The following is a 24,187-nucleotide window of genomic DNA, read 5'->3' as shown; positions in this document are numbered from 1 at the left end:
GACAGTGCTTTCATGAGGAAAAACATAAGGAAAAAGCGGGTGTTTTCCATAAATTACATTAATTCGGATAATAAACTAATTAGATATAAATTATTATGAAATCAAAACCAAAAAAACAAGGGGACTGTTCTGTTGGCCTTTGCGGCCGCTAGAACTGTCCCCCTGGTTATCTCTTTTTATCGATTTCTCCGTCTGCGCAGGAACGATGGAATATCCAGAGATTCCTCTTCTGGCTGTTCATAGTATCGTTCTGGTTCTGGTTCTGGTTCTGGTTGTTGTTGTTCGTAAACCGGCTCCTCGCGTTTTATTGGAGTGCGCCCGAATCTTTCTTCTCGCTGAAAGGTCCTTGTTGGCTGAGGGGCAGGCTGTTGAACTTCAGGCGCTTGCTCATCGAATCCTGTCGCAATGACCGTTACGATTATTTCATCCTTCAGGCTTTCGTTAATAACCGATCCAAAAATCATATTTAATTCCTCATGAGAAGCAGAAGCAACTAAATCGGCTGCCTCTTGAACTTCAAAAAGGCTTAAATTGGCTCCTCCGGTAATGTTCATGATGACACCCTGCGCTCCATTGATAGACGTTTCCAAGAGCGGACTATTTAAGGCCTTCTTGGCAGCTTCCGCAGCGCGATTATCCCCTTTTGCTACACCAATTCCCATGAGGGCCGTGCCTTTATGGGACATGACCGTTTTCACGTCAGCAAAATCTAGGTTGATTAAACCCGGAACAGCGATTAAGTCGGAAATCCCCTGAACCCCCTGCCTAAGCACGTTATCAGCCTCGCGGAAAGCTTCGATCATCGGTGTTTTTCTATCGACGATTTCCAACAAGCGGTCGTTTGGGATAATAATTAACGTGTCTACCGCATTTCTCATGGCGTTAATTCCATTCATAGCATTTACTGAGCGCTTGTGTCCTTCAAACTTGAAAGGACGCGTGACAACGCCAACCGTCAGGGCACCGATTTTTCGAGCGATCTTCGCAATTTCAGGCGCTGCCCCAGTGCCTGTCCCGCCGCCCATTCCGGCTGTAACGAAAACCATGTCTGCGCCTTCCAGCACTTCTTCAATCTGCTGCCTGCTTTCTTCCACGGCTCTTTTGCCGATTTCCGGATTGGCCCCCGCTCCTAAGCCTCGTGTCAAAGATGAGCCAATTTGCATCGTAATCTCTGCTCTTGATTGGTGGAGTGCTTGTGCATCCGTATTGACAGCAATAAATTCTACACCGCCAACGCCATCCTCAATCATCCGGTTTACAGCATTGTTCCCTCCGCCGCCGACACCGATGACTTTAATCCTAGCAAATTGGTCCAAGCTTGGTTCAAAGTTAAACATATTTTTTCCTCCTCATTCATCCAATTTTCCTTGTTTCATACGAATCATGGCCGCCCAAAGGGCTCCTATGTAATTGTCAGATCAATCTTTATTCTGTGTATATTTAATAGATTAGGAGCCAGAAAAAAATCGCCTTAGTTTTCTAGCAAACTTCCAGCAGACTCCAAATAGTTTATTTAATAGTCTACTTAACCATAATCTTATTGTCCAGTTAAGAATAGCCTATTTTCGTTAAAAAGCTTGAGACATGTGGTGAGGCATGGGGACGGTTCTCATGTGTCATTCTTGTGGTGGCATTTCAGGGATCGGATCTGATGGATGATTCAGCGCAAATTTCCGAAATCCCAGAAATGATGCATAAGAACCGTCCGAGACTATTGAAGAAACTTCCTAAGAAGGCGGATGAAAGGAAATTTTGCCTCCTGGACAAGTCGTTTTGGTCTTCATAGACCTTATGAAGACCATTTTCCTCCCTGGCCTGGGTCGTTTTGGTCTTCATTGACCTTATGAAGGCCATTTTCCTCCCTGGCCTGGGTCGTTTTGGTCTTCATTGACCTTATGAAGACCATTTTCCTCCTTGGCTTGGGTGGTTTTGGTCTTCATTGACCTTATGGTGGGGGATTAAAGACTTTTCAACCACGACTCAGCCGCTCTTTTTTGTCTTTATAAAACCGAGGTAGGTTGTGTTATTCAGTAGTCACGAACGCCCCCATGCATCGCCCCTGCCCCCGCACAAAAAGAACCCTAGGCGTTTCAGCCCAGGGTTCTGCTAAAAATTTATTAATGCGACCCGCCAAACAGTTTTCCGACGCCATAGATTTTTTCAAATATTACTATAAATATCACGGATATGAAGATAACGATACTTGATACGGAGGCGACCATTGGATCATAGGAATCCTGCATATGGAAGAACAGTTCTAATGGCAGGGTTCTCATATCGGTTGATACCATGAACAGAGAGACGGTGACGTTGTCAAACGAAATCAGGAAGGCAAACATCGCACCGGACAAAATCGCAGGACGGATAATCGGCAGCGTAATCTTCCAAAATACCACAAACGGATTTGCGCCAAGCACTGCCCCCGCCCTCTCCAGCGTATAATCAAAGCCACTCAACCCCGTTAACACAAATCGTATCGCATAGGGCACACAAATGACAATATGGGCAATCAGGAAGCCGGTCGGTTTACCCGCCAGCAGCATCGGCGTGAAATAAATCAACAACGCTGCTCCCAGCACCAAGTGCGGAATCGTCAACGGCGATGTCAGCAGCGAAACGATAAAGGTTTTTCCCGGCACTTCATATTTGGCCAATGCCAGGCCTGCAATGGTACCGAGCAGGACCGAAAAGAACGCAGCTAGGAAAGCAAACTTCACACTATTGAAAAAGGCATCCATGTATTCCGGACGGTCCAATATTTTTTCATACCACTGCAGGGAAAAGCCTTTTGGCGGAAACGTCGGGTAGCCTGCAGTGGTAAACGATGCTCCAATGGTCACAATGAGAGGAATCAGCAGAAAAATCAAACCTATCACAGTAACGGTAATTCTTACAGCCTTCATTATCGGAACACCTCCTTGAACTTCCTTTCAAAAATCCTTGAAAAAATCGTAACAGAAATTAACGTAACCCCGAGCAAGATATAAGAGATTGCCGAACCGAAAGTCCAGCGGAATAGAGTATTAATTTGCTCATAAATGACAATTGGAAGAACCGGCACGTTCGCCCCCCCCATAAGTGCAGGCGTTACGTAGGAGCTCATCGACATGCTGAAAACCAAGACAATTCCGGCCACAACACCTGGGAGGCTCAGCGGCAGCGTAACCGTGAAAAAGGTTTTTAACGGACTTGCGCCTAAAATACTACTCGCCTTTTCTAAAGATGGGTCAATATTGTACAGGCTTGTGGCGATCGACAGAACCATAAATGGCAGGAACGAATTCGCCAATCCAATAACGACCCCTGGTACGGAAAACAGAAGCTTTAAAGGCGAATCTGTAATTCCAATCCCCATTAAAAATTGATCAATAACCCCGTTTGGCACAAGCAGCAAGTACCAGCCAAAGTTGCGGACCACCACGCTAATCAATAATGGCGATGCCACAAGCAGTGTCAGGTAGCCCCTCACCCGGGCCGAGCTTTTCGCCATTGTCAATGCAATAGGGTAGCCAAGGATAAGAGCGATGATAACCGCATAGACGCTCACCTTAATCGTCATCCAAAGCGATCTTAAAAAATAGGGATCTGTGAAAAACGTCAGATAGTTACCGATGCTGTAACTGGCATTGGAAACATCGAGCCCTTCCACCTCGATAAAGCTTAAATAAAATACGTAAATCATCGGCACGACAAAGAATGCAAGGATAAATAAGAGCAGTGGTGCAAGAAGCAGCATGGCTGCCATGTATTTTCGAAAGACATTTATTTTTCTTTTCTGTGCCAGTGGCAGGTCCGCGCTCATCTTTTGGTCAGGCGAATATCCGAGGTTTTCCATTCCACCAACACCTCCGTCCCTACCGTCCAGGAATTCTCAATCGTTGGCCCGATAATTTGCACATGGTGCTTCCCCTTAACGGATACTTCAATTTCCCATTGTGAACCGAGGTAGTTCATTTGTTTGATGACGGCCTTTTGCTGAACAAGAACAGTGTCAGCCACGCCCAGCCCTTGGTCAGCCGCCTTTATCGAGATTAATTCGGGCCGAATATACAGATTGACCGCATTGTGGACATGGAATGTCCGGTCCTTCCCTATGACATTTTCTTTTTTCGTTTTGATGACCCACCCCTCGTCAATTTCAACATCCATTTGGTCACCATCAATCTCTATAACTAAGCCTTCAAAACGATTCGACTTTCCGATAAACTGAAAAACAAATTCGGACTGTGGATTTTGATAGATTTCGGTCGGTGTGCCAATTTGCTCAATCTTCCCCTGGTTCATAACGACAATCCGGTCTGACATCGAGAGTGCTTCATCCTGGTCATGGGTAACAAAAATGGTCGTGACCCCGACTTCTTTTTGCAAACGCTTAATTTCCGCCCGAAGCTCATGGCGCAGTTTGGCATCTAGGTTACTTAGCGGCTCATCCAGCAGCAATAACTCTGGCTCCACAACCAACGCACGGGCAATCGCCACCCGCTGCCGCTGTCCGCCTGATAACTCCCGTGGGTACCGCTTTTCTAAGCCTGTCAATTTTACCAATTGTAGTGCTCTTTTAATTCTACCTTCCATTTCATCCTTTTTTAACTTCCGCAGCTTAAGGCCAAATACAAGATTTTCCTGCACGGTCATGTGCGGAAACAAAGAATACGTTTGAAACACCATCCCTAGGTCCCGTTTATAGGGAGGGACGCCATTCATCTTTTTTCCTTTTATATATAGTTCTCCCTCGTCCGGATCGAGGAACCCTGCAATCGCATTTAAAGTCGTAGTTTTGCCGCAGCCGGAGGGGCCAAGCAAGGTAAGAAGCTCACCTTGCTTGATATCCAAGTCAATATTCTGCAAAACGACATTTGTTCCAAATCTTTTACTGACACCGCGAATCATTACATCACTAGTAGTCATCTTCAATCCCTCCAATGTTCGTTGATGCTAATTACTTCTTCACCTTTTTCCCAAGCTCAGGAGTAACTTCTTTCGTCCACTTTTCGGTCCATTCCGGCTGGATTTTGGCTATACCGGCGAAATCAGGTTTATAGACAGGATCGCTATCTTTAAAGCCGATAATAGAATCGTAGTTTTCAGGTAGTTTTACACTTTTCACGACAGGATAGAAGGCAATTTCGGCAATCTTCTTCTGAGAATCCTCTGTTACCATGAAATTAATAAAATCTTCAGCAGCCTTTTTGTTCGGAGAATTCTTCACGACTGTCGCGACGATCGCTTGCAATGGAGCTCCTTCTTTCGGGATCACCATTTTGACCGGAACACCCGCATCATGTAAGCCTGCTATTGTATAGCTGGCTTGTACCGTCACGGCTGCGCCCTGCTGCATAGCCGGTTGAATCTGTGTTGAGTTTTTATAGAACGTATCGGAATAGGCAGCTAATTCCTTGCCCTTATCCATACCAGGCTGCATATTGTCAATGCCGCCGCCATTTGCTTTTGCCAAGCTCAAGAACATTGTGAATCCTGAGTTACTGGAGACATCAGGGAAAGCTGTCATCCCTTTATAATCAGAGCTGATCAGGTCATTCCAGGAACTTATTGCCTTCCAGCCTTTTTCTTTAAAAATATCCGTGTTATAGCCGACCGCAACGGAGTAGCCTAAGACAGGAACACTATGTTCATCAATTAAATAACGTTCATCAATACTGTCTAAGCCTTTAATACTTTCCTTCGCAATGGCCTCAGTCAAGCCTTCCTCCTCAGCACGAACCGCTACAGGGGAATCATACATGGCGATATCGATTTGCGGGTTATCCTTTTGCAGCTGGACTTTTGTTATAATTTCATTGGAAGAACCGGCTACAAAATTAATCGTAATACCATACTTTTCTTTAAACTTTGGCGCCAAATCATCACGGATTAACTTCTCAATTTTTCCACCATTGGCTGCAATCGTAATTTCTTTTGTCTCTGTTTGCGGTTCTGATTTCGTACCGCTTTCCTTGCTTGTTTCTTTAGAAGAAGGGTTTGGAACACCACAGGCTGCCAGCATCATGACCATTAAAAGAATAACTACACTAAACATTCTTTTCATCTTAATTTCCCCCTAAATCAGATCTATTTTAAAAATTATCCTGTTTCCGTAGGCAGTGAACGTTCACAAAAGTCAGTTCCTTCAAAAAATTCAGACTTTTTTAAACAAGAACTTCCCCATTTTGTAAAATTACTTTTCCATCTGCGATAACGGTAGGTTCTGTCATAATCAAATCATAATGACAAGCCGCTTTTACATTTCCCCCTAACGTAATATTGGTACCAATCCCGATATGCACGGAACCGAATACCCCTTCATCTTCAAGCATCGAGCCAATGAATTTACAGTTAGGATTGAGCCCAACGCCGATTTCTGCGATGTTATAAACATTCGGATCATTTTTTGAAGCAAGGTTTTCAGCCAGCATGTCGGCCTGTTTTCCGCCTGAAATGGAAACAATCATTCCATCTTCCACTTTTACTGTCACCGGTTGGTCGAGCAATCCAATCCCTATGTAAGGAATGCTGGCATCTGCTACAATCACGCCCTGAGCGGATCCTTCGATTGGTGACACATTCGCTTCAACCGTTGGCACTGGTGCAAATTCACCCGGTTTTACCATACATGGCATGGCGTTTGAGCGTCTTCCTGTCGCTGAAAGTGTCAAGTCTGTTCCATGTGGAGTGGTGAGCCTGATTTCATTTGCTCCTTCAAGGGCGTTGGCTACTGCCCGGCAAATCGGTTCAACGGCTTTAAAATCAGCATGTACTCCACCCTCAATCAGCATTTCATCATGGAACTGGGTCAGCATGATTCCTCTTGAACCAGCATCCACAGCATTGCGGACTGCACTAGTGTGCGTAATCGATGTATAGACAGCACTGATAAAAACATCACTTGCTTCCATGGCAGCGGCGATTGGCGCCGGCGGTTCCTGGCCATCTGAAGTCCGAGGCGGCATCATAGCCATTGTCGGCTCTGCCCCTGCAGCGACTACGGCTGCGGAAATGCTCTTGGCAATATTCATCATTTTTGGTTCTGTCACGATCAATACTTGTTCATTTGGTTTGACACTCGCGCACACTTCTACAATCGTACGGGCCCCTTTACTCATCAGAATTGTTTTCATTTGATTCTCTCCCCTTTGCTATCGTTGGATTAATAAAGTTTCTATATTCTATAGAATTATTATTTAAAAAAATATATTCTATAGAATTTATATTTAATAAAAAGTGAGAGGTTGGTACTTCTCACGATTATCCCTTACTCAGGAGACTGGGTCCCATTCTTTTTGGACGAGTTTTCTTGTTTGATATATTCGAGTCCATTTTGAATATGTACTCTCATCGCCTGTTCCGCTTTGTCCGCATTTTTCTCTTTCAGAGCATGGAAGATTTCCAGATGCTCTGCCTTGATTTTTTCCCTACGGCTTGAATTGTAAGCAGAAATATTGCGGTCATGATAAATCACGTCACTGACTAAACCCAAGAGCATCTTTAATTTCGCGTTTCGTGCATACTCAATGATGACCGAGTGGAGTTCGGAATTTAACCGGACTATTTCGGTTTCATTTTCTGCCTCAAAGGATTGTTCGAGCAATATCCGCATCCTTTCAATCCCCTGTTCATCGATATTCTCGACCGCCAGCCTAATCGCCAGTGTCTCCAATGCTTCACGGCATTGATACGATTCCTTCACTTCCTCATCGGAAAAGCTTTGGATGACGACCCCTTTCCAAGGGACGATTTTCACCAAACCTTCTGCGGCCAAGCGGCGAAATGCTTCACGAACTGGTGTTGGACTCACCTTCATTTGTTTCGCCACTTCTGTCTCGGTTAATCTGCTGCCTGCCTGCAAATCACCTTTTATAATAGCGGCCTTTAAATTCTCATAGATCCTAACATTTAAAGGCTGCCTCTCCACCGATTCTACTTTTGAAAGATCCAAGTAACCCTGGCTCAACTGCTTCACCTCTCTGTATGTATCCGTTTTCAGATAATTCTTAAATACATTATTATTTTTGGGCTTATAATTTGTCAATACAATATTCTATAGAATATTGAATATTTTTTATTTTTATTATTTTATAAAAATAAAACCAAAAATAATTATATTATTTTACAATAAAAACCGTCTTTAAAAACAGACGGTTTAATATTTTTGAATCCCTTTGAAATTTGAAATGTATCCTCTTTTATCTTTCAAAGAGCAGCTGGGATAGACCAGCCGCCAGCCATAACGAAAAGTCTTTTCGTTTCATCTACTTAACCTAACGGATTCTCTCCGAAACGCTCCCATAATATCGGGAACATCTCCATTAGATCATCCTCGTCTTCCCAATCAAATTCAATGTCCCCATTATGGTTCAGACCTTTTTCGGCCAGCAGGTCAAACATTTCGTCATACAACTCCCCGTCCCAGTCCTCCGGATCCCCGTCCTTTTTCAAGGTGTAGGCATCAAATCCAATATTCAGAAAATCCTCATTTTCCGGAAGCCCTTCTTCTCCCAGATTTTCATCCGAGATATATCCAGCCAAGAACTCAGGATTTTTTAATGCTTGTTCATAAACTAACTTGCCTTGCGAAATAAGCCAGCCTCGAAAATAATCGAAAGCATCATCTGAACATCCTCCCATAATAAGGTAGGCCGCTCCCCAAAGTCGTGATTGATAACTTTCATTCAAGTAGCTTCGGAAAATAAACTCATAATCCAATATTTCGCTTTCTTCTTTATTACTTAATACCTCTGTCAGCCATTGTACCTGGTCTTCTTTATACGTCTTTGATTGCTCTATTAAATTCCAAAATTGTATTTTATCCATTTCAATCCCTCCAAGATAAACAGCCTTTGCAACAGTTGTATTCTCGGTGGAGGCAAGGAAATCCTGCTCGTTTTTACTCCTTCTCAAGGACAATTCCGACTGATTTTTTCTAGTTTTGTCCTTTACACCGTTTCTTAAGGACGTTTTGACCTAGTTTTTTACTAGCTTTGTCCTTTAGATCGCCTCTTATGGACATTTCCACCATATTTTTTATAGAAGGTTATATTCGAAGATAGATTCATTGTAAAAAGGATGGACATTTTTAAAACATTTTGGAAGAATAATGGTATTATGACATATGGAATTTGATTTTATAAAATAAAACAGCAGATTTTTTTATAATAAAGGAGTACCTTGTGAAAAGAATAATTTTGTTCCTTATAGCGGCGTTATTAATAGCATTTTTTGTTTTAAAGTTCGGCATTAACCATGATAATTCGTCAGTGGAAGCACATGAAAAATTAAGCGGACAAGGTTGTGCAGTTCTAACCTACCACAGGATTAATAAAGATAGTTTTTTTGACAAGTTTAATGGATTTGTTACTAATGACCCTCAGCTTACCACATACAATATATATAAAAGTGACTTTGATCAACAGATGAAAGATTTAAAACGTAATAACGTGGAATTTATTACACCACAATTTTTACAAGAATATATGACTAAAAAAAAGGCTTTACCTTTAAACCGCAAATGCGTACTTATCACATTTGATGATGTAGATGAATCTGTCTATCAGAATGCATTCCCTATTTTAAAAAAATATCAAATTCCTTTCACTGTTTTCCTTATAATGGGGCAGGTGGGAAACAAAGATTATAATGGAGTAAGTTTGGCTGATTGGAAACAATTCGAGGAAATGCAAAAGTCGGGATTGGCGACATTTGGAACCCATACCTATGACCTGCATTATTTAAAATCTAATGGCAGTCCCCCATTCTTAGTAAAGAAGAACATTAATGCTTTTCAAAAGGATGCACATTCAACCATAAAAACATATGAGAAGCATTTTGGATCTAAACCAGATTACTTTGCCTATCCTTATGGATTTGGAACACCTCGAACAGACAAAGTATTAATGGATGATGGATATAATCTTATCTTTTCATTACGATATGGCCTAAATAAAGCAAACGATCCCACCTTTTTTGTGAAAAGAATCCTTTTAACTTACAAGGATTGGGATGACGTTAAAAATTGGATTCAATCAAAATGATGCAGGGGGACGGTTCTCCTGCATCATTCTGCTGTGCCGGATTTGGCCCGTGTTCGCAGTGAAATAACTTACTTCTCTCATGCGCTTTTTTTTAAAGTGTGTTTTTTAAAAGATGGCTTTATTTCAGCAATTAAAATGGCCATCATAATGAGCATAGCTCCCATAATCATACGACCGGTCAATACTTCATGTAAAAATAAAACAGACAACACCATTCCGAAAAATGATTCTGTGGATAAAATAATGGATGCCTTTGTAGCGGTTGTAAATTGAAGTGCCCTATTTTGAGTAAGATAGGCAATCGTTGTTGAAAACACCGCTAAGTACAAAATCGAATACATTCCTTCTCCCTCAATCGTCGGCGGTATATCACCCTGGATGAACACCGAGACTACACTTAACAAAGATGCTGTGATGAATTGTACTATCGTCAGTGAAATGGTATCTTCCTTTTGGACAAAAAGATTGGTGTAAAAAATATTAAAAGCAAAGGCTATTGCACACCCAAGTGATAAGGCGTCGCCTATATTGATTCTCATAGAGCTTTGCATGGATAAAAGTCCAATGCCTACTATAGCTATGAATGAACCGAGCATTTCAAATCGATCAATTCTTCGCTTATAAATGAGGTAAGCAATGATCGGCACAATGACAACATTGACGGCAGTTAAAAATGCATTTTTAGATGGTGTCGTATATTGCAAACCAACCGTTTGTAAAGCAAATCCCAGATATAAAAAGGTTCCTAGAATAGTACCTTTCCTCACGACAGCTTTTGTAAATTTTTTAAATTTGTAGCCAAAAAGCACTGTAAGTAAAATTGTAGCTAAAACAAATCTACCTGCCATCACCTGATAAGCAGTAAAATATTTTAGTGCAATATCGGTTACAACAAATCCGCTGCCCCAAATTATTGCTGTAATGAGCAGCATTCCATCACCTATATATTGTTTCAACTCTTTCCCTCCCTGACTATAACCAAGGATATCACAAGAAGAAATACAATAGTTTGATTGCATTTCTAAACTTTTCAGCTTATTTTTGGATTGATTACAATCTGCTTTCGTTTACTTAATCAGAAAAAGCTGTCAAATCGACAGCTCCTACCTTAAATTCTTTCCCCGGTTTATCAAAAAAATCGACTTTGCTTGCCCAGCAGACCACCAGTTAGGATAATTTTATCCTGTAAAACTGTACGTTAGTTTAGAGTACCCCTTCTATTTTTGATTTAATTTGTTCTATATAATGGAGTCCACGAAGAGAGTCTACTTTTTTTCCATCTTTAAATATCACAAGCGTGGGGATTCCTTGAACTTCATATTTTACAGTGAGGTCTGATTCTTTATCAGTGTCAACCTTTGCGATTGAAATGTTATCTCCCCATTCCAAAGCTAACTCCTCTAGAATGGGCTCCTGGATACGGCATGGCGGACACCATTTAGCACCAAACTCAACCAGTGTAATCCCTTTGTCAATTTCTTTATTAAAATTATGAAAATCTAATTCTTTAATCATCTGTAAAACCTCCCTCTAATTTCCACCATCAAAACGGGTACGTTCTTCCTTAATTGAGGTTATCCGTTCAATTAAATTAGAGCGAATCATCGAAAGCAGCTGAATTTGATCATCCAGCTCCTGCAGTTTTTCTTCGTAGATTGGGAGAATTTCATTACAGAAAGCTTCTTTGTTCTTCAAGACACAATTCAAAAAACCTGAGATTTGCTCAATCGTGAGTCCCAAATTTAAATAAAACTTAATGGTGTTCACTTGTTCTACTGCCAAATCATGATATTCACGATATCCGTTTGCTAAGCGTATAGGGCTTAGAATTCCTTGTTCTTCGTAGTACCGTAATGAACGAACACTCACCCCAGTTAACCTAGATAACTCACCAATTTTCATTGGGGAACCCCCCTTCTTAATGATGTTATGGTTATTATAAACCCTCACATTAATGTTAAGGTCAATGTTTTTTTTAGAAAAAAACATAAGGATTTTTAAGGAAAGCACCCGTTAATGGAATGCTATTATGATCTTGCATAAAACCATCTGCCTCCCAATAAACTTCATTTAATCTATACACTGAGTTTACAAGACTTTAATAATCAGATGTTATGATTGGTTTACCAACGAATGAGGAGGCAGATTAAATGAATGTGCGTGCAATATTTATTGATATGGATGGTACACTTCTAAAGGCCTCAAACAACATTTCCTACAGAAATATGGAAGCCATTTATAGGCTCATGAATCAGGGGGTCAAGGTGTTTCTAGCTACTGGACGACACTATGAAGTGACTGCTCCCTACCATAAAGAAATTGGATTAGGAACTCCAATGATCTGTTTGAATGGTGCCGCTATCCACGATGGACAAACAGGAAAAGCTATACAAATGCAAACCGTTCGAGTGGACGAAGCACGATTTCACCAGCTAACTGCCGAAAATCCTTTTAATGTTATTGTTCATACAGCAAATGGGCTTTATTGTAAGGAAACAAATGAAGAAATTGATTATTGGACAAAAGTTGGGCAAATTCCGCCGCGATATATCGGAGATTTAAGACAGGCAAATTACAAGGATGTACTGAAATATAGTGTTCTAACAGGTGCACCAAGTCCGAAGTTTTCTGCTTTGTTTAAAAAGGAAGCAGAAGTCATCGATTGGAATAATGGATTTGAACTGCTTGCTCCTAATGTTTCCAAATGGTCTGCCATAAAAAGCTTACTTCGGGCTTATCGAATTAGTCCAAAAGAAGCCGTAGCCATTGGAGACGGCCCCAATGATATAGAGATGCTTCGTCATATAGGTACTGGTGTGGCAATGGGGAACGCTAGCGCAGAGGTTAAAGCAGCAGCTGATTTCGTGACTGGACACCACGAAAAAGATGGATTAGCAGAATTTATAGAACGTTATCTTCATAAAGCATACGTGGTATGATGCATGGGTGGTTCTGGTTTGATGCATGGGGACGGTTCTCTTGTCTCATTTCGGTCCTGGCTAAGGGTTCTCTTGTTCCGAACCGTTGCATGATTATGTATATTTTTAGAAAGCCCGAAATGATGCATAAGAACCGTCCCCATGCCTCACCCATTAGTGAATGTCCTTTTTCTTAAAACGGCCGCCATGTACTGCGGTTACGTCTGTTGCGATGATAAAGGCTTGGGGGTCTAATTCTCTGATGATGTCTTTCATTTTTGTTTCCTCCAGCCTTGTAAAGACACTTAAAATTACCCGTTTATCTTCGCCGCTATAGGAACCCTCTCCGTGCAGGAAGGTCACTCCCCGGCCTAATCGCTCAGATATGGCATCCGCTATCTCCGTGGTGTTATCACTTATGATATACACGGATTTCATATCATCCATACCTTTTACCACAACGTCAATGGTTTTGAAGGCAATATAATAGGTAAGCATCGAAAATAAAGCATTTTCGACAGAGAACACAAATGCTGCAACTGAGAAGATAATCACATTCACAAACATGATGATTTCGCCTACAGAAAACGGGACCCTCTTCTCAACTAGAATGGCCAACGTTTCTGTACCATCTAACACTCCGCCATTTCTGATGGTTAACCCTACTCCTAAACCTAATATTAACCCTCCAAAAACAACAGCCAGCAATTCATTATTTACGATTGGTTTTACATGATGCATGAAAGAAGTCGCCACAGATAAAGCTATAATCCCATATAACATGCTAATCGCAAAGGTTTTCCCAATCTGTTTATAGCCTAAGAAAAAGAACGGCAGGTTTAGAATAACCAAGAAAATACTAAGGTTAAAGGCTGTCACATGGCTCAATATCATGGATAAGCCCGTTACTCCGCCGTCAATCATATTGTTTGGAATTAACACAGCCTCTAACCCATAAGCCATAATGATGGCGCCAACCGTAATAAATAATCCCCTTTTAACAATATTTCTTGCCGTTAACCTTTTATGATTTGCTTTCTTTTTGTCTACATATGTACTCATACAATTCCCCCTCTATTTTTGCTGCATGGATGATGCACGGGGACGGTTCTCCTGCCTCATCCATAAAGCGCAATAAACTCTTACTGCTAGGCCTCTGGACAATCACATGCCCTTCTTCCAAATAATATGGAGTAAGGAGGGTGATTTAAAATGGCAAACTCACTCAATATAAGTCAATTTAAGGTACAAGCACTTTCCAACAATGCCAACGTAAATTTTAGCGGAACCACTCAAAACAGCCATACTTCTAATAATATCATAATCGGCGGCAATTTTAGTTTCGGCGATGGCTCTTCAAACACATTCACAAATATTAATTATGGCAATATAACCGTTCCAAATGAAAACACAGGCCAAGATTCTTAGGTAAACGAACATCGCGTTTTTGTTTAGGATTTGTATTAAACAATGTTTGATGCATGGGGGCACATATTTCTGAAGACACCTAAATTGATGCATGAGAACCGTCCGAGACCACTGAAAAAGGTAGATTAAAGACAGTTTCACTCTAAATCGAGGTAGTTTTGTCTTTAATAAGCCGGATTAAAGACATTTTACCCTCAGTCGAGACAGTTTTGTCTTTAATAAGCCGATGTTAGGCGTGTTTTTTTCAGTGATCTCGAACCGTCCCCTTGCCTCATTCTCAAACTAAAAAGGCTTTACTCCTTATTTGAAGTAAAGCCTGTTTATTATTCCTTTGTAGTCGGAGAAACTGATGCATGAGAACCGTCCCTCTGTCCCTTTTTATACCCTATATAAAGAATCAGAAACCAAATAGGCGCTACGTATATGGCTATCCGCATTTCTGGGATAAATGCCATTAAGATGATGACAAGTGCTAGAAACGTTAGGGCAAAATAGGTTGACAATGGATAGAACGGAATTTTAAATGCTAGTTTTTCTATTTCTTTTTCTGTTTTTGATTGCCTGAACTTTAATTGTGCCATCAGGATAATCGTCCAGCTAGTGATAACTGCAACCGTGGCAACAGAAGAAATATACAAGAACACTTTTTCGGGGACAATATAATTCAAAACGACTGCCACTAATAAAATGAATGACGAGAAAAGGACGCCGCGTCTCGGACTGCCGCTCTTGCTAAGCTTTCCGAAATATTGCGGACCGTTATTTTGCAATGATAAGTTATATAGCATCCTTCCCGAACTGAATAACCCACTATTAAAAGCAGATAATGCTGCTGTTATGACGACAAAGTTAATAATATCGGCGGCACCTGGAATGCCAACTTTGTCAAAAATCAATACAAACGGGCTTCCCTTCGTGCCAATCTCATTCCATGGATATAGAACCATCATGATACCTAACGCACCAATATAAAAAATCAGTATCCTCCAGACGACATTGTTGATGGCTGATGGAATCGACTTTTCAGGATTTTTTGCCTCCCCTGCTGTAATTCCAACCAATTCTACTCCGCCAAATGAAAACATGACAAGAACCAATGACATTAAAATACCTTTGATTCCGTTTGGCACAAATCCCCCATGAGTCCAAAGGTTTTCAAAAGCGATCGGCTGACCTCCATTGCCGAAGCCGAAAAGGATAATTCCTAATCCAAGAATAATCATTCCAATAATGGCAACCACTTTAACCAGAGCAAACCAGAATTCAAACTCGCCAAATGCTTTTACATTGGCAAGATTGATCATTGTAATGACGACAAGTACGACCAGTGCGGTCAGCCATTGCGGAATATCTGGAAACCAGTAATTCACATAAACACCAGCCACCGTGATCTCAGCCATTCCAACGACAACCCACATAAACCAATAGGTCCACCCGGTGAAGTAACCTGCAAACGGCCCTAAATATTTGTTTGCATATGAACTAAATGAACCTGAAACCGGTTCGTCCACAGCCATTTCTCCCAACGCTCTCATTATGGTGAAAATAACCAGGCCTCCGACTAAATATGACAACAGTACAGACGGACCAGCCATTTGAATCGTCGCACTTGAGCCATAAAACAGCCCAACCCCAATCGCACCCCCAAGTGCAATTAACTGGATATGCCTATTATCTAAACCTCGCTGCAACTTCTCACTTTGTTGATTTTTCCCCAACCATTACTCCTCCTGCCTTTATGCCTCTACTAATTTGCTTCTATTATTACCTTATTTAAGAGATTATAATTATTTAAGAATTTTCAAGCAATGATGCAAATTAACGCTTTACTGTTTTAAATTACAAAAGTTTTTTGGAATACAATCATTAGTTGAGTCATTGGAACGTGTTTTTAACCTCTTCTCCTTGCCGTTATATTATTTATTTTTGTTGGCTAAAATTAAACATAAAAGTAAAAAAAGAGGATTCTGATGTATTTACTGTTAGTTGTAGGGGTTTATATCATCTTTGCGAAGGTATTTGTAGACTGGAAGAGGTGGAGGGAATTCTATCCGACTGTCCAATTCTATATTATTTGCAATTTGCTTTATAATTTTCTCTTTTATCAGCACACCTTATGGAGATATAAGGCTGTAACCGTTCCCTGGTTAAACCATACTTTAATAGAAATTACCTTTTCTTTATTCATCGTCCCTATTGTGTTATTCATCTACCTGCAGTATTTTCCCAAAGGAAAGAAGAAATACGTCTATCTTGGTTTTTGGGTCACCTATTTCTCGGTTATTGAATTAATTTTTGAGAAAAAGGGATTATTCGTATATGAAAACGGATGGAACCTATGGTGGTCAATCCTATTTAACCTTATTGCCTTCACCATGATTCGAGTTCATCATAAAAACCCAATTACCGCTTTCGTCATCTCTTTCCCGATAATAGTGGTTCTTTTACTACTCTTTCATCCAGCACTAGCAGAAATGAAATAGGAGGTAAACAGGATGGAAACCCTATCTACTCCTATATTTTTAATTCTCCTTACAGTCATTTACTTATCCTTGGCCTTGTTTTTAAAACTACAAGGTAAGAAGAAAAAATGATGCATGGGGACGGTTCTACTGCCTCATCCTGCCGTGCAAGTTCCAGAAGATGTTCGTTTATAGTGCAAGTGCTACATATTTCTGAAAACACAAGAATTGATGCATAAGAACCGTCCCCATGCATCACCCTTGCCTAAAAAAAAGGCTGCTCAAGGGCGTTGTTGCTGGGCCCTGCTGAGTCAGCCTCTTTGTTTTATTCGGGATATTATCGTAACGTTTTTAGAGCTCCGCTCCAGGCATTAACTTCATCAAGCATGGCATTTACATTGTTGAGATGTAATTCTTGTGGTTTAAATTCAGATCCATTTACAAAGTCTGTAAACAGGCTTAAAGTTGGATGTGTGCGGACATCCGCGACTTTTTGTTCGGCAAGAATTCCACGTAAATGTTCAGCTGCGCGAGCACCGCCTGTCGAGCCATAGCTGACAATACCAGCTGATTTGTTGTACCATGCTTCACGAGCAAAATCGATAGCGTTTTTTAACGCCCACGATGAATACAAATCCATCAAGGCTTGCCAATTTCTCATTCCAAGCAGCAATGCCTGGTTCTGATCCATCAGTAGTTCCTAAAAATGGAAGATTAAAGTCGGCAATATCGACGATTTCATAGTTGGCATCGCCGCGTTTATCAGCAATTCCTTTGACCCATTCTCCAACCTGCGGGCTTACACGACCTTGGCGTGTGCTGCCTAAAATGATTCCAATATTTAATTTTTCTGTTGTCATTGCTACTTCCTCCTTAGATTCTTTCCCAAATAGTTTGTCTATAAAGCCCATTTTCTTTACACCCCTAAAATTTTTATTTACTTGTTTCTCTTCGAACGATTGGCGCTACTTCTGTCGCCAACAATTCAATTCCTTCGGCAATTTTCTTAAATGGAATACCACCTATATCAATCTGTGCTATAAACCGCTGATGCCCAAAAAGTTCGTGTTGTCGAAGGATTTTCTCCGCAATCTGTTGTGGGCTTCCCACAAACAAGGCGGTATCCGGACCTGTCATAGATTCAAAATCTGATTTTGGTATTTTTCCGCTTGCCATCCCGCGCTGGCGGTTTACAGAATACCAGTAATTTGAATAGTAAGGGTAAAATTCATCCTTGGCCTGCTGAGTTGTTTTTGAAATATACCCGTGACCCGTAACGCCTACCTTTAATTTTTCCAAATCATGCCCCGCAGCAATGCCCGCATTACGGTACAGTTCTACCAGTGGCTTAAAACGAACTGGGTCGCCGCCAAGTATGGCCAAAGCCATCCCAACACCTAATCTGCCAGCACGGGCCGCACTTTCCGGCGTTCCCCCTACACCAATCCAAATGGGAATCTGGTTTTGGAAAGGCCGCGGAGCAATTTCAGCATTTTTTAAAGAGGAACGAAAGTTGCCCTCCCATGTAATTCGCTCGTTTTCATTAAGCTTTAAAAATAAATCGATATTCTCAGAGAACAAGGCGTCATAGTCATTTATGTCATACCCGAAAAGAGGGAAGGATTCTACGAATGCCCCGCGGCCTGCCATGATTTCTGCCCTTCCTTCTGAAAGCAAATCCAGTGTAGCAAAATCTTCAAAAAGGCGAACAGGATCAACTGTGCTTAATACGGTCGTAGTACTTGTCAATTTAATTCGTTTGGTTTTTTGCGCAATTGCCGCTAATACGACTGGAACGGCAGACGTGGCATAGTCTAAGCGGTGATGTTCACCCACTCCGAACACATCGAGCCCGGCTTCGTCGGCAAGAGTAGCCGCAGCCATGATTTCCTTTATTCTTTGCCCTGCACTGATCGTTTGACCAGTATTAGGATCTATGCATATATCACCAAGTGTATAGAGGCCAATTTCTATTCCAGTATTTCTTTCCTGTCCCATAACAGCTAATTCCCCCAGTTATGATGGATAATTTTTCAAACTTTCAGGATGATGCGGTTACCTGAAGGATCAGAAGTAATGAAAGAACCATTTTCTTCAGCAACAGATGCTCCAATACTCTTCAGTTGATTTATCATATTATTTCTCTTTTCATTATTTGCCAGCATGAGAGTAAATGTTTCAAGCCCAACACTATTAGGAGAAGGTGCAGGCGCCCCTACGCCGTTCCAAGTATTTAAACCAATATGATGATGGTAATTGCCATCGGAAATGAAAAGTGCCTGACTGCCAAATCGGTTTACTACTTCAAATCCAAGACCTTTTGTATAAAACTCTTCTGTCTTTTTTAATTCGGAAACATGTAAATGGATATGTCCCATCACAGTACCCGCCGGCAGCCCTTCCCATGCTGGCTGTTTCCCGCCAGAAAGCAGGTCGGAGAAATTCAACGGGTCAACCGTCATTGCCACCTCTCCCTTATTCCAATTCCATACGGAAGGGTCACGGTCGATATAAATTTCAATTCCATTTCCATCAGGGTCAGATAAATAAAGAGCTTCGCTCACAAGATGATCGGACGAACCGAACCGCAAGCCGATTTCTGCAAAATGCTGCACGATTCTCGCTAAATCAGAACGATTCGGGAGAAGAAGAGCATAATGATACAATCCTGTCGTTTTTCTCTGCTTAGGGATAACGTTATCTGGTTGTTCTATGGATAATAAAACGGTCTTCCCATCAGCAGTAAGGGTAGCGGACCTTTCAAATTGTTCCAATACCTTAAAACCAATCACTTGTTGATAAAAAGCTAATGAACGTTGTAAATTTTCTACCTTTAGGTTCACTTGGCCTACAAATGTAATAGGTTCACGATGAAAGTTCATTTTTATTGCCTCCTTTTAAGCTTTCTCAGAGCGAAACAGGACGTTATCCAAAGCTAGCACTGATTTTTTTGCTGCAGCAAGATAGATAGAAATTGCCATTAAAGCTAAGTCAAGCTCGTAGCCTGCCATTTGACCATTGCCAAGAAATCCGACAGCGATTTTTACTTTTACAATGGCAACAGCCAAAACAATCGCAAAGAGAATCGAAATTACCCTTGTTCCTATTCCTAAAATAACCGCGATGCCACCGATTAATTCGATTAGAGCAACCACATACGCTGTAAAACCAGGAATACCTAAACTTTCAAAAAAACCGACCGTATTTTCAATCCCGCCTTGAAATTTTGCCAACCCATGTATTAAGAAGGTTGCCCCCAAAAATACTCGTAAGATAGTTGTTACCACTTCATTTTTTATTGCCATTTACTATGCACTCCTTTTTCTTGATTTTGTTTTAAAAAACAATTTGTTAGTTAGTTACTTTATGTAAGTAAGTATATTGCGATAAGTTAATAGTGTCAAGTGTGTAAATTGTAAAAAACAATTTAATTATTTATAAATATGTTTATAATAATTAGTAAGGAGTTGATTCAATTGGATAAGTCGATTTGTCCTCGCTTTGAAAAAGCCATGGGGTTATTGAGCCAACGATGGACCGGTATGATCATTTACCAGCTTTTATCTGGTCCGCAGCGATTTTGCACGATTGAATCTTCAATTGGTGTAAGCGGCAGAGTGCTCTCAGAAAGGTTAAAGGATTTGGAAAATGAAGGAATCGTAAAACGGGAAGTCTTCCCGGAAACTCCAGTCCGAATCGAATATTCCCTAACCGACAAAGGCCAAGCACTAAAACCACTCATGAACAGCATAGAAGACTGGTCACAAAACTGGTTGTGATGCATGGGGACGGTTCTTTTGCCTCAAATATTTTTCTCGAAAAACAGAATACAAAACCTATAAAAAAGGGCAGACTTCCACTATTAATTGTAATGGGAGTCTGCCCTTTTTATTGATGCATAGGGACGGTTCTTCTGCCTCATCCCGCAATCCGGTATCTTTGCCGTGTTTGTGCTGGGTGAGTGCGAAAACTTCTCAAAACACCTGAAATGATGCATAAGAACCGTCCCCTTGCCTCAATTTAACAATATGAAAAAAATGAATATTTAGGAGAGAAATATGGAGTTTAAACCAACTGCTGGAGAGATTTCGAATATTTGGAGATTCATTATTGGTAATCAAGCACATCTTTGTTTCCTTGAACATTGGACTTCACACGCGGAAGATGAAGACCTGAAAATGATATTACAACGCTCTAAGGATCTAGCACACCAAATTGTTAGTGAAGGTTTAGATCTATATGAAAGAGCAGGTTTTCCTCAACCAATTGGGTTCCCTGTAAATAAAGATGTCATTCCAGATGCACCAAGGTTAATGTCTGATAAACTGGTGCTTTTCGTACTTCAAATACTCTCTGAATATGGAGTATATGGATACGGTTTAACATTAGGTAAAACTGAAACACCTGAAGTTCTTGCCTTTATAAAAAAATGTCTTTTTAATTCGACTGAACTGTATCAAACCATTACAGAAGCAATCCATAAAAAGGGGCACCAACATCAACCTGTCTTTGTTTCCCCACCTAAACAGTCTGAATTTGTTCAAGAACAATCCTTCTTAGCAGGTTGGTGGGGGGAACAACGTCCCGTTAGTGCCATAGAAATTGATAGCCTATTCTATAGTCTCCGAGGTGTTATGTTAGCAAAAATAATGCTTATGGCATTTTCTCAGATTGCAAAAGATCCAAAGGTCCAAAAGTATTGTAAAAGAGGGCAGGAACTCGCAGCAAAGCGAGTGGAGAAACTCCAATCTCTAAATGCAACCGAGAACTTGCCTTTTTTAGCTACATATGAATCTGAAATAACAGACTCCTCCACTTCGCCATTTTCAGATCAATTAATTATGTTTGAAGCCCTATCTCTTGTCGAAATCGCTATCAGCAGGTATGGAAATGCCCTAAGTGTCGTTGCAAGAAGAGATTTAAGCGCTATATTTGCCTCCTACATCGTGGAAACGGGTACCTTTCTAGATGATGGATTGAGTCTAATGATTGAAAAAAAATGGTTTGAACAGCCTCCGATGGCCTCCGAACGAAACTCATGATGCTTGGGCATGATGCATGGGGAGATGCATGGGGACGGTTCTTCTGCCTCAAATTTTTTTCGAAAATTTCAGAGTGGAAACCAATAAACAAAGGGGTAGACTTCCGCTACTTCATAGTAATGGGAGTCTGCCCCTCTGTGTTTACTAATTAATACTCACTTTCCATCAATTTAATCCGCTCATAAAGCTCTTTGTTGACCGGGGTCGGAATTCCAAATTCCCCCCCTAATTCCAAAACCGTGCCAGAGAATAAATCCACTTCACTGAACCGTTTTGCTTCAACATCTTGAGCCATTGACGGCTTTCCTTCCGGGCTCAATGTGCCTAGCACGGTTAACCAATAGTCTAAGTCTGCCTCCGTTAAATGGACTCCTTCTTTCTCAGACAACGCAATGACCTCACGCATAGCAGCAATCATCGTATCTCTTGCTTGTCCCTCCCGCTGTATTTCACCATAGTCGCTCCTGTAAACAGCAACCGTTTGATTCACACCAACGTTAAGCATAAATTTGCCCCATAATCTTTTCTTCATATCTGTGTCTACTTGATAAGGGAGTTCCATTTTTTCAAAAAATGCCGCTACACTCTTGACCTTATCTGAAAACACCCCAATTTCCCGGTCTCCAAAACAGATCATTCCCTTATTGGCATACGTTAGCTCATTTCCAACTTTTACGGCGTCCATACCTTGTGCGACACTATATAGGATTTTATCGATCCCAAACGCTTTGCCAATAACAGCCTCACTGCTGATGCCATTTAGCAGTGATAAAATGATTGTGTTTTCTCCGACATGATTTCTTGCAGCTTGTATCGAGTCCTCCAACCCATCATATTTCACCGCAAAAATCAATAGATCAGCTGGTTCGCATTTTTCCTCTGGTGTTACATAATGGAATTCACAGCGTTCACCATTGCAATAAACCCCGTCAGTTTGATACCTCACAATTCGATCCTGATCGGCAATAATCCTTAAATCATTCTTTGGCATTTTCCTGGTCAAATGATGACCAAACAAAATCCCTAAAGCCCCTAATCCAATAATCGATACCTTTTTTATTTCCATGACAGCCTTAATTCCTTTCTCATTATGATGCATGGGGACGGTTCTGCTGCCTCATTCCGCGGTACGGTTCAAGGTATGTATTCGGTACATGGTGCAACATATTTCCGAACGCAATCCACTGAATTGATGTACAAGAACCGTCCCCTTGCCTCAATTATTTTGTAATACAATATTTGCGGTCTAACCATTTGGAGATGCTGAGTGCAGCGACTCCGATAAATAGGTATACAAAGCCTCCAACTTCTATTACATATCCAAAGTTAGGAATAAGTCTAGGGAGAAAAACCATACCGAGTATAGATAGTGTCATAATGAAAGATAATAAGACAAAATCTTTTACTTTATTTGATACTTTGTAAATAGATTGTTGCAGCCATTTTAAGATTAGAACCACATCAAGGAAAATGATACAAGCAACGATTATAAACGTAACAATGGCTGTCCCGACATACACTGTCTGATCGCTATTTTTAAAATAGTGGATAATGAGGTCTCCTATTCCATTCACTACAGCTATTATGCCTGCCAGTTTCACTAACAAAAAGCCTATAAAATAAGCTGTGCTTTTCCCCGATTCTTTAGGTAACTGCTTAATCATTTCATCGCAGTAAGCGGATGGATTCTCGCCAAAAATATCCACTGCTCGTTTTCCTTCTTTCTGTGCCCCTAGGATATGATCTAACAGCTCCATTAATAATTCTTCTGACTGCTGCTCTGAAACGGCCAAACTCGCTCGAATATAAACGAGCATATTACCGTAATATTCTTCATTTTCTTTCGTCAATTCTTTTCGTTTTCGATTATTTAGTTCAATCAACTCTTTAGCGGTCATCCTCAAACCCCCTATTTAACAATTTATCTACAGGTTTCTGAATATTTTCCCATTCCTCTCGAAATTCAGCTATTGCCTTTTCCCCTTGAATAGTAAGTTGGTAGTATTTCCGTTTAGGACCTGTCGGGGAGGCGCGCATTTCACCTTTAATTAGCCCCTCCTTTTGGAGCCGGAGCAAAATGGGATAAATGGATCCTTCACTCACATCATTCAAGCCAAATTGTTGAAGTTTCTGTGATAGTTCATACCCATAAACCGTTTCTATTTCAATAATTGATAAAATACATCCTTCTAAAATTCCTTTTAATAATTGGCTTCTTAGAGACATAAACATTTCGTCCTTATCACTATATTGTAATGCAAGATACTGCGTATTAATATAGCTACCTTGCAAAACAAGATAGCTTGTTATTA

Annotated in this window: 25 protein-coding genes and 1 pseudogene; 6 read left to right on the top strand and 20 right to left on the bottom strand. The window is 40.8% G+C overall.

Annotated features, from left to right (window positions below; genetic code table 11):
- Positions 1 to 176: 176 nt before the first annotated feature.
- The 8 genes from ftsZ to ACZ5B7_RS04475 all read right to left on the bottom strand — a co-directional run bounded on the left by ftsZ (position 177) and on the right by ACZ5B7_RS04475 (position 8,808).
- Positions 177 to 1,337 carry a cell division protein FtsZ gene (ftsZ, locus tag ACZ5B7_RS04510; protein WP_464492833.1) on the bottom strand — a complete coding sequence of 387 codons (1,161 nt, stop codon included), beginning with the start codon at positions 1,335 to 1,337 and terminating at the stop codon, positions 177 to 179.
- A gap of 780 nt (positions 1,338 to 2,117) precedes the next feature.
- Entirely contained in the window at positions 2,118 to 2,903 is a 786-nt protein-coding gene (locus ACZ5B7_RS04505; RefSeq protein ID WP_464492832.1) for an ABC transporter permease, read from the bottom strand.
- On the bottom strand, positions 2,903 to 3,835 hold the full coding sequence (locus tag ACZ5B7_RS04500; protein ID WP_464492831.1) for an ABC transporter permease: 933 nt from the start codon (positions 3,833 to 3,835) through the stop codon (positions 2,903 to 2,905). Before ACZ5B7_RS04500 ends, ACZ5B7_RS04505 begins: the two co-directional genes overlap by 1 nt.
- Positions 3,799 to 4,908 (bottom strand): ABC transporter ATP-binding protein, encoded by a 1,110-nt coding sequence (locus ACZ5B7_RS04495; RefSeq protein WP_464492830.1) that lies wholly within the window; start codon positions 4,906 to 4,908, stop codon positions 3,799 to 3,801. Before ACZ5B7_RS04495 ends, ACZ5B7_RS04500 begins: the two co-directional genes overlap by 37 nt.
- 31 nt (positions 4,909 to 4,939) lie before the next feature.
- Positions 4,940 to 6,046 carry an extracellular solute-binding protein gene (locus ACZ5B7_RS04490; RefSeq protein WP_464492829.1) on the bottom strand — a complete coding sequence of 369 codons (1,107 nt, stop codon included), beginning with the start codon at positions 6,044 to 6,046 and terminating at the stop codon, positions 4,940 to 4,942.
- 100 nt (positions 6,047 to 6,146) lie between these two features.
- Positions 6,147 to 7,115, bottom strand: a complete 969-nt coding sequence (locus ACZ5B7_RS04485) for an aminopeptidase (RefSeq protein WP_464492828.1) — start codon at positions 7,113 to 7,115, stop codon at positions 6,147 to 6,149.
- Positions 7,116 to 7,249: 134 nt separating this feature from the next.
- Entirely contained in the window at positions 7,250 to 7,948 is a 699-nt protein-coding gene (locus tag ACZ5B7_RS04480; RefSeq protein ID WP_464492827.1) for a GntR family transcriptional regulator, read from the bottom strand.
- A gap of 302 nt (positions 7,949 to 8,250) precedes the next feature.
- Positions 8,251 to 8,808 (bottom strand): DUF4240 domain-containing protein, encoded by a 558-nt coding sequence (locus ACZ5B7_RS04475; protein WP_464492826.1) that lies wholly within the window; start codon positions 8,806 to 8,808, stop codon positions 8,251 to 8,253.
- Positions 8,809 to 9,164: 356 nt separating this feature from the next.
- Between ACZ5B7_RS04475 and ACZ5B7_RS04470 the strand changes: the two genes are divergently transcribed.
- Positions 9,165 to 10,025: a polysaccharide deacetylase family protein gene (locus ACZ5B7_RS04470; protein WP_464492825.1), complete on the top strand. Its 861-nt coding sequence runs from the start codon at positions 9,165 to 9,167 to the stop codon at positions 10,023 to 10,025.
- Positions 10,026 to 10,102: 77 nt separating this feature from the next.
- On the opposite strand, the gene ACZ5B7_RS04465 is transcribed toward ACZ5B7_RS04470, so the two are convergent.
- The 3 genes from ACZ5B7_RS04465 to ACZ5B7_RS04455 form a co-directional block, all read right to left on the bottom strand.
- On the bottom strand, positions 10,103 to 10,981 hold the full coding sequence (locus ACZ5B7_RS04465) for a DMT family transporter (protein WP_464492824.1): 879 nt from the start codon (positions 10,979 to 10,981) through the stop codon (positions 10,103 to 10,105).
- A gap of 247 nt (positions 10,982 to 11,228) precedes the next feature.
- A complete protein-coding gene (locus tag ACZ5B7_RS04460; protein ID WP_464492823.1) occupies positions 11,229 to 11,540 on the bottom strand; it encodes a thioredoxin family protein in 312 nt (103 codons plus the stop codon).
- A gap of 15 nt (positions 11,541 to 11,555) precedes the next feature.
- Positions 11,556 to 11,927, bottom strand: coding sequence for a MerR family transcriptional regulator (locus ACZ5B7_RS04455; protein ID WP_464492822.1), 372 nt, complete (start codon positions 11,925 to 11,927; stop codon positions 11,556 to 11,558).
- A gap of 248 nt (positions 11,928 to 12,175) precedes the next feature.
- Between ACZ5B7_RS04455 and ACZ5B7_RS04450 the strand changes: the two genes are divergently transcribed.
- Positions 12,176 to 12,964 carry an HAD family hydrolase gene (locus ACZ5B7_RS04450; RefSeq protein WP_464492821.1) on the top strand — a complete coding sequence of 263 codons (789 nt, stop codon included), beginning with the start codon at positions 12,176 to 12,178 and terminating at the stop codon, positions 12,962 to 12,964.
- A gap of 153 nt (positions 12,965 to 13,117) precedes the next feature.
- Here the strand turns inward: ACZ5B7_RS04450 and ACZ5B7_RS04445 are convergent, their stop codons facing one another.
- A complete protein-coding gene (locus ACZ5B7_RS04445) occupies positions 13,118 to 14,005 on the bottom strand; it encodes a YitT family protein (protein WP_464492820.1) in 888 nt (295 codons plus the stop codon).
- A gap of 150 nt (positions 14,006 to 14,155) precedes the next feature.
- On the opposite strand from ACZ5B7_RS04445, the gene ACZ5B7_RS04440 reads away from it, so the two are divergent.
- Positions 14,156 to 14,371 carry a hypothetical protein gene (locus ACZ5B7_RS04440; protein ID WP_423800880.1) on the top strand — a complete coding sequence of 72 codons (216 nt, stop codon included), beginning with the start codon at positions 14,156 to 14,158 and terminating at the stop codon, positions 14,369 to 14,371.
- A 323-nt stretch (positions 14,372 to 14,694) separates the two neighbouring features.
- On the opposite strand, the gene ACZ5B7_RS04435 is transcribed toward ACZ5B7_RS04440, so the two are convergent.
- On the bottom strand, positions 14,695 to 16,089 hold the full coding sequence (locus tag ACZ5B7_RS04435) for an amino acid permease (protein WP_464492819.1): 1,395 nt from the start codon (positions 16,087 to 16,089) through the stop codon (positions 14,695 to 14,697).
- A gap of 252 nt (positions 16,090 to 16,341) precedes the next feature.
- On the opposite strand from ACZ5B7_RS04435, the gene ACZ5B7_RS04430 reads away from it, so the two are divergent.
- Entirely contained in the window at positions 16,342 to 16,854 is a 513-nt protein-coding gene (locus ACZ5B7_RS04430) for a CBO0543 family protein (protein WP_464492818.1), read from the top strand.
- A gap of 316 nt (positions 16,855 to 17,170) precedes the next feature.
- On the opposite strand, the pseudogene ACZ5B7_RS04425 reads toward ACZ5B7_RS04430, so the two are convergent.
- From ACZ5B7_RS04425 to ACZ5B7_RS04410, 4 genes and pseudogenes are all read right to left on the bottom strand, one after another.
- A pseudogene (locus ACZ5B7_RS04425) lies at positions 17,171 to 17,744 on the bottom strand (NADPH-dependent FMN reductase).
- A gap of 22 nt (positions 17,745 to 17,766) precedes the next feature.
- Positions 17,767 to 18,831 (bottom strand): LLM class flavin-dependent oxidoreductase, encoded by a 1,065-nt coding sequence (locus tag ACZ5B7_RS04420; protein WP_464492817.1) that lies wholly within the window; start codon positions 18,829 to 18,831, stop codon positions 17,767 to 17,769.
- Between the two features lie 35 nt (positions 18,832 to 18,866).
- On the bottom strand, positions 18,867 to 19,715 hold the full coding sequence (locus tag ACZ5B7_RS04415) for a VOC family protein (RefSeq protein ID WP_464492816.1): 849 nt from the start codon (positions 19,713 to 19,715) through the stop codon (positions 18,867 to 18,869).
- 15 nt (positions 19,716 to 19,730) lie between these two features.
- On the bottom strand, positions 19,731 to 20,138 hold the full coding sequence (locus ACZ5B7_RS04410; RefSeq protein WP_464492815.1) for a DoxX family protein: 408 nt from the start codon (positions 20,136 to 20,138) through the stop codon (positions 19,731 to 19,733).
- Positions 20,139 to 20,309: 171 nt separating this feature from the next.
- Here ACZ5B7_RS04410 and ACZ5B7_RS04405 point away from each other — a divergent pair, with 171 nt between their 5' ends.
- The gene (locus ACZ5B7_RS04405; RefSeq protein WP_277398168.1) at positions 20,310 to 20,612 is read left to right on the top strand and encodes a winged helix-turn-helix transcriptional regulator; all 303 of its coding nucleotides are present in this window, start codon (positions 20,310 to 20,312) and stop codon (positions 20,610 to 20,612) included.
- Positions 20,613 to 20,891: 279 nt separating this feature from the next.
- On the top strand, positions 20,892 to 21,875 hold the full coding sequence (locus tag ACZ5B7_RS04400) for a DUF3231 family protein (RefSeq protein WP_464492814.1): 984 nt from the start codon (positions 20,892 to 20,894) through the stop codon (positions 21,873 to 21,875).
- 148 nt (positions 21,876 to 22,023) lie between these two features.
- On the opposite strand, the gene ACZ5B7_RS04395 is transcribed toward ACZ5B7_RS04400, so the two are convergent.
- The 3 genes from ACZ5B7_RS04395 to ACZ5B7_RS04385 form a co-directional block, all read right to left on the bottom strand.
- Positions 22,024 to 22,941 carry a ketopantoate reductase family protein gene (locus ACZ5B7_RS04395; RefSeq protein ID WP_464494432.1) on the bottom strand — a complete coding sequence of 306 codons (918 nt, stop codon included), beginning with the start codon at positions 22,939 to 22,941 and terminating at the stop codon, positions 22,024 to 22,026.
- 154 nt (positions 22,942 to 23,095) lie between these two features.
- Entirely contained in the window at positions 23,096 to 23,773 is a 678-nt protein-coding gene (locus tag ACZ5B7_RS04390) for a DUF1129 family protein (protein ID WP_464492813.1), read from the bottom strand.
- Positions 23,763 to 24,101 (bottom strand): PadR family transcriptional regulator, encoded by a 339-nt coding sequence (locus tag ACZ5B7_RS04385; RefSeq protein WP_464492812.1) that lies wholly within the window; start codon positions 24,099 to 24,101, stop codon positions 23,763 to 23,765. The genes ACZ5B7_RS04390 and ACZ5B7_RS04385 overlap by 11 nt, the downstream gene beginning before the upstream one ends.
- Positions 24,102 to 24,187 lie beyond the last annotated feature (86 nt).

It is taken from the genome of Neobacillus sp. S1115 (assembly GCF_055385565.1).
Note: the sequence above shows the minus strand (reverse complement) of the source record. Positions and strands in the feature narration are given on the sequence as shown.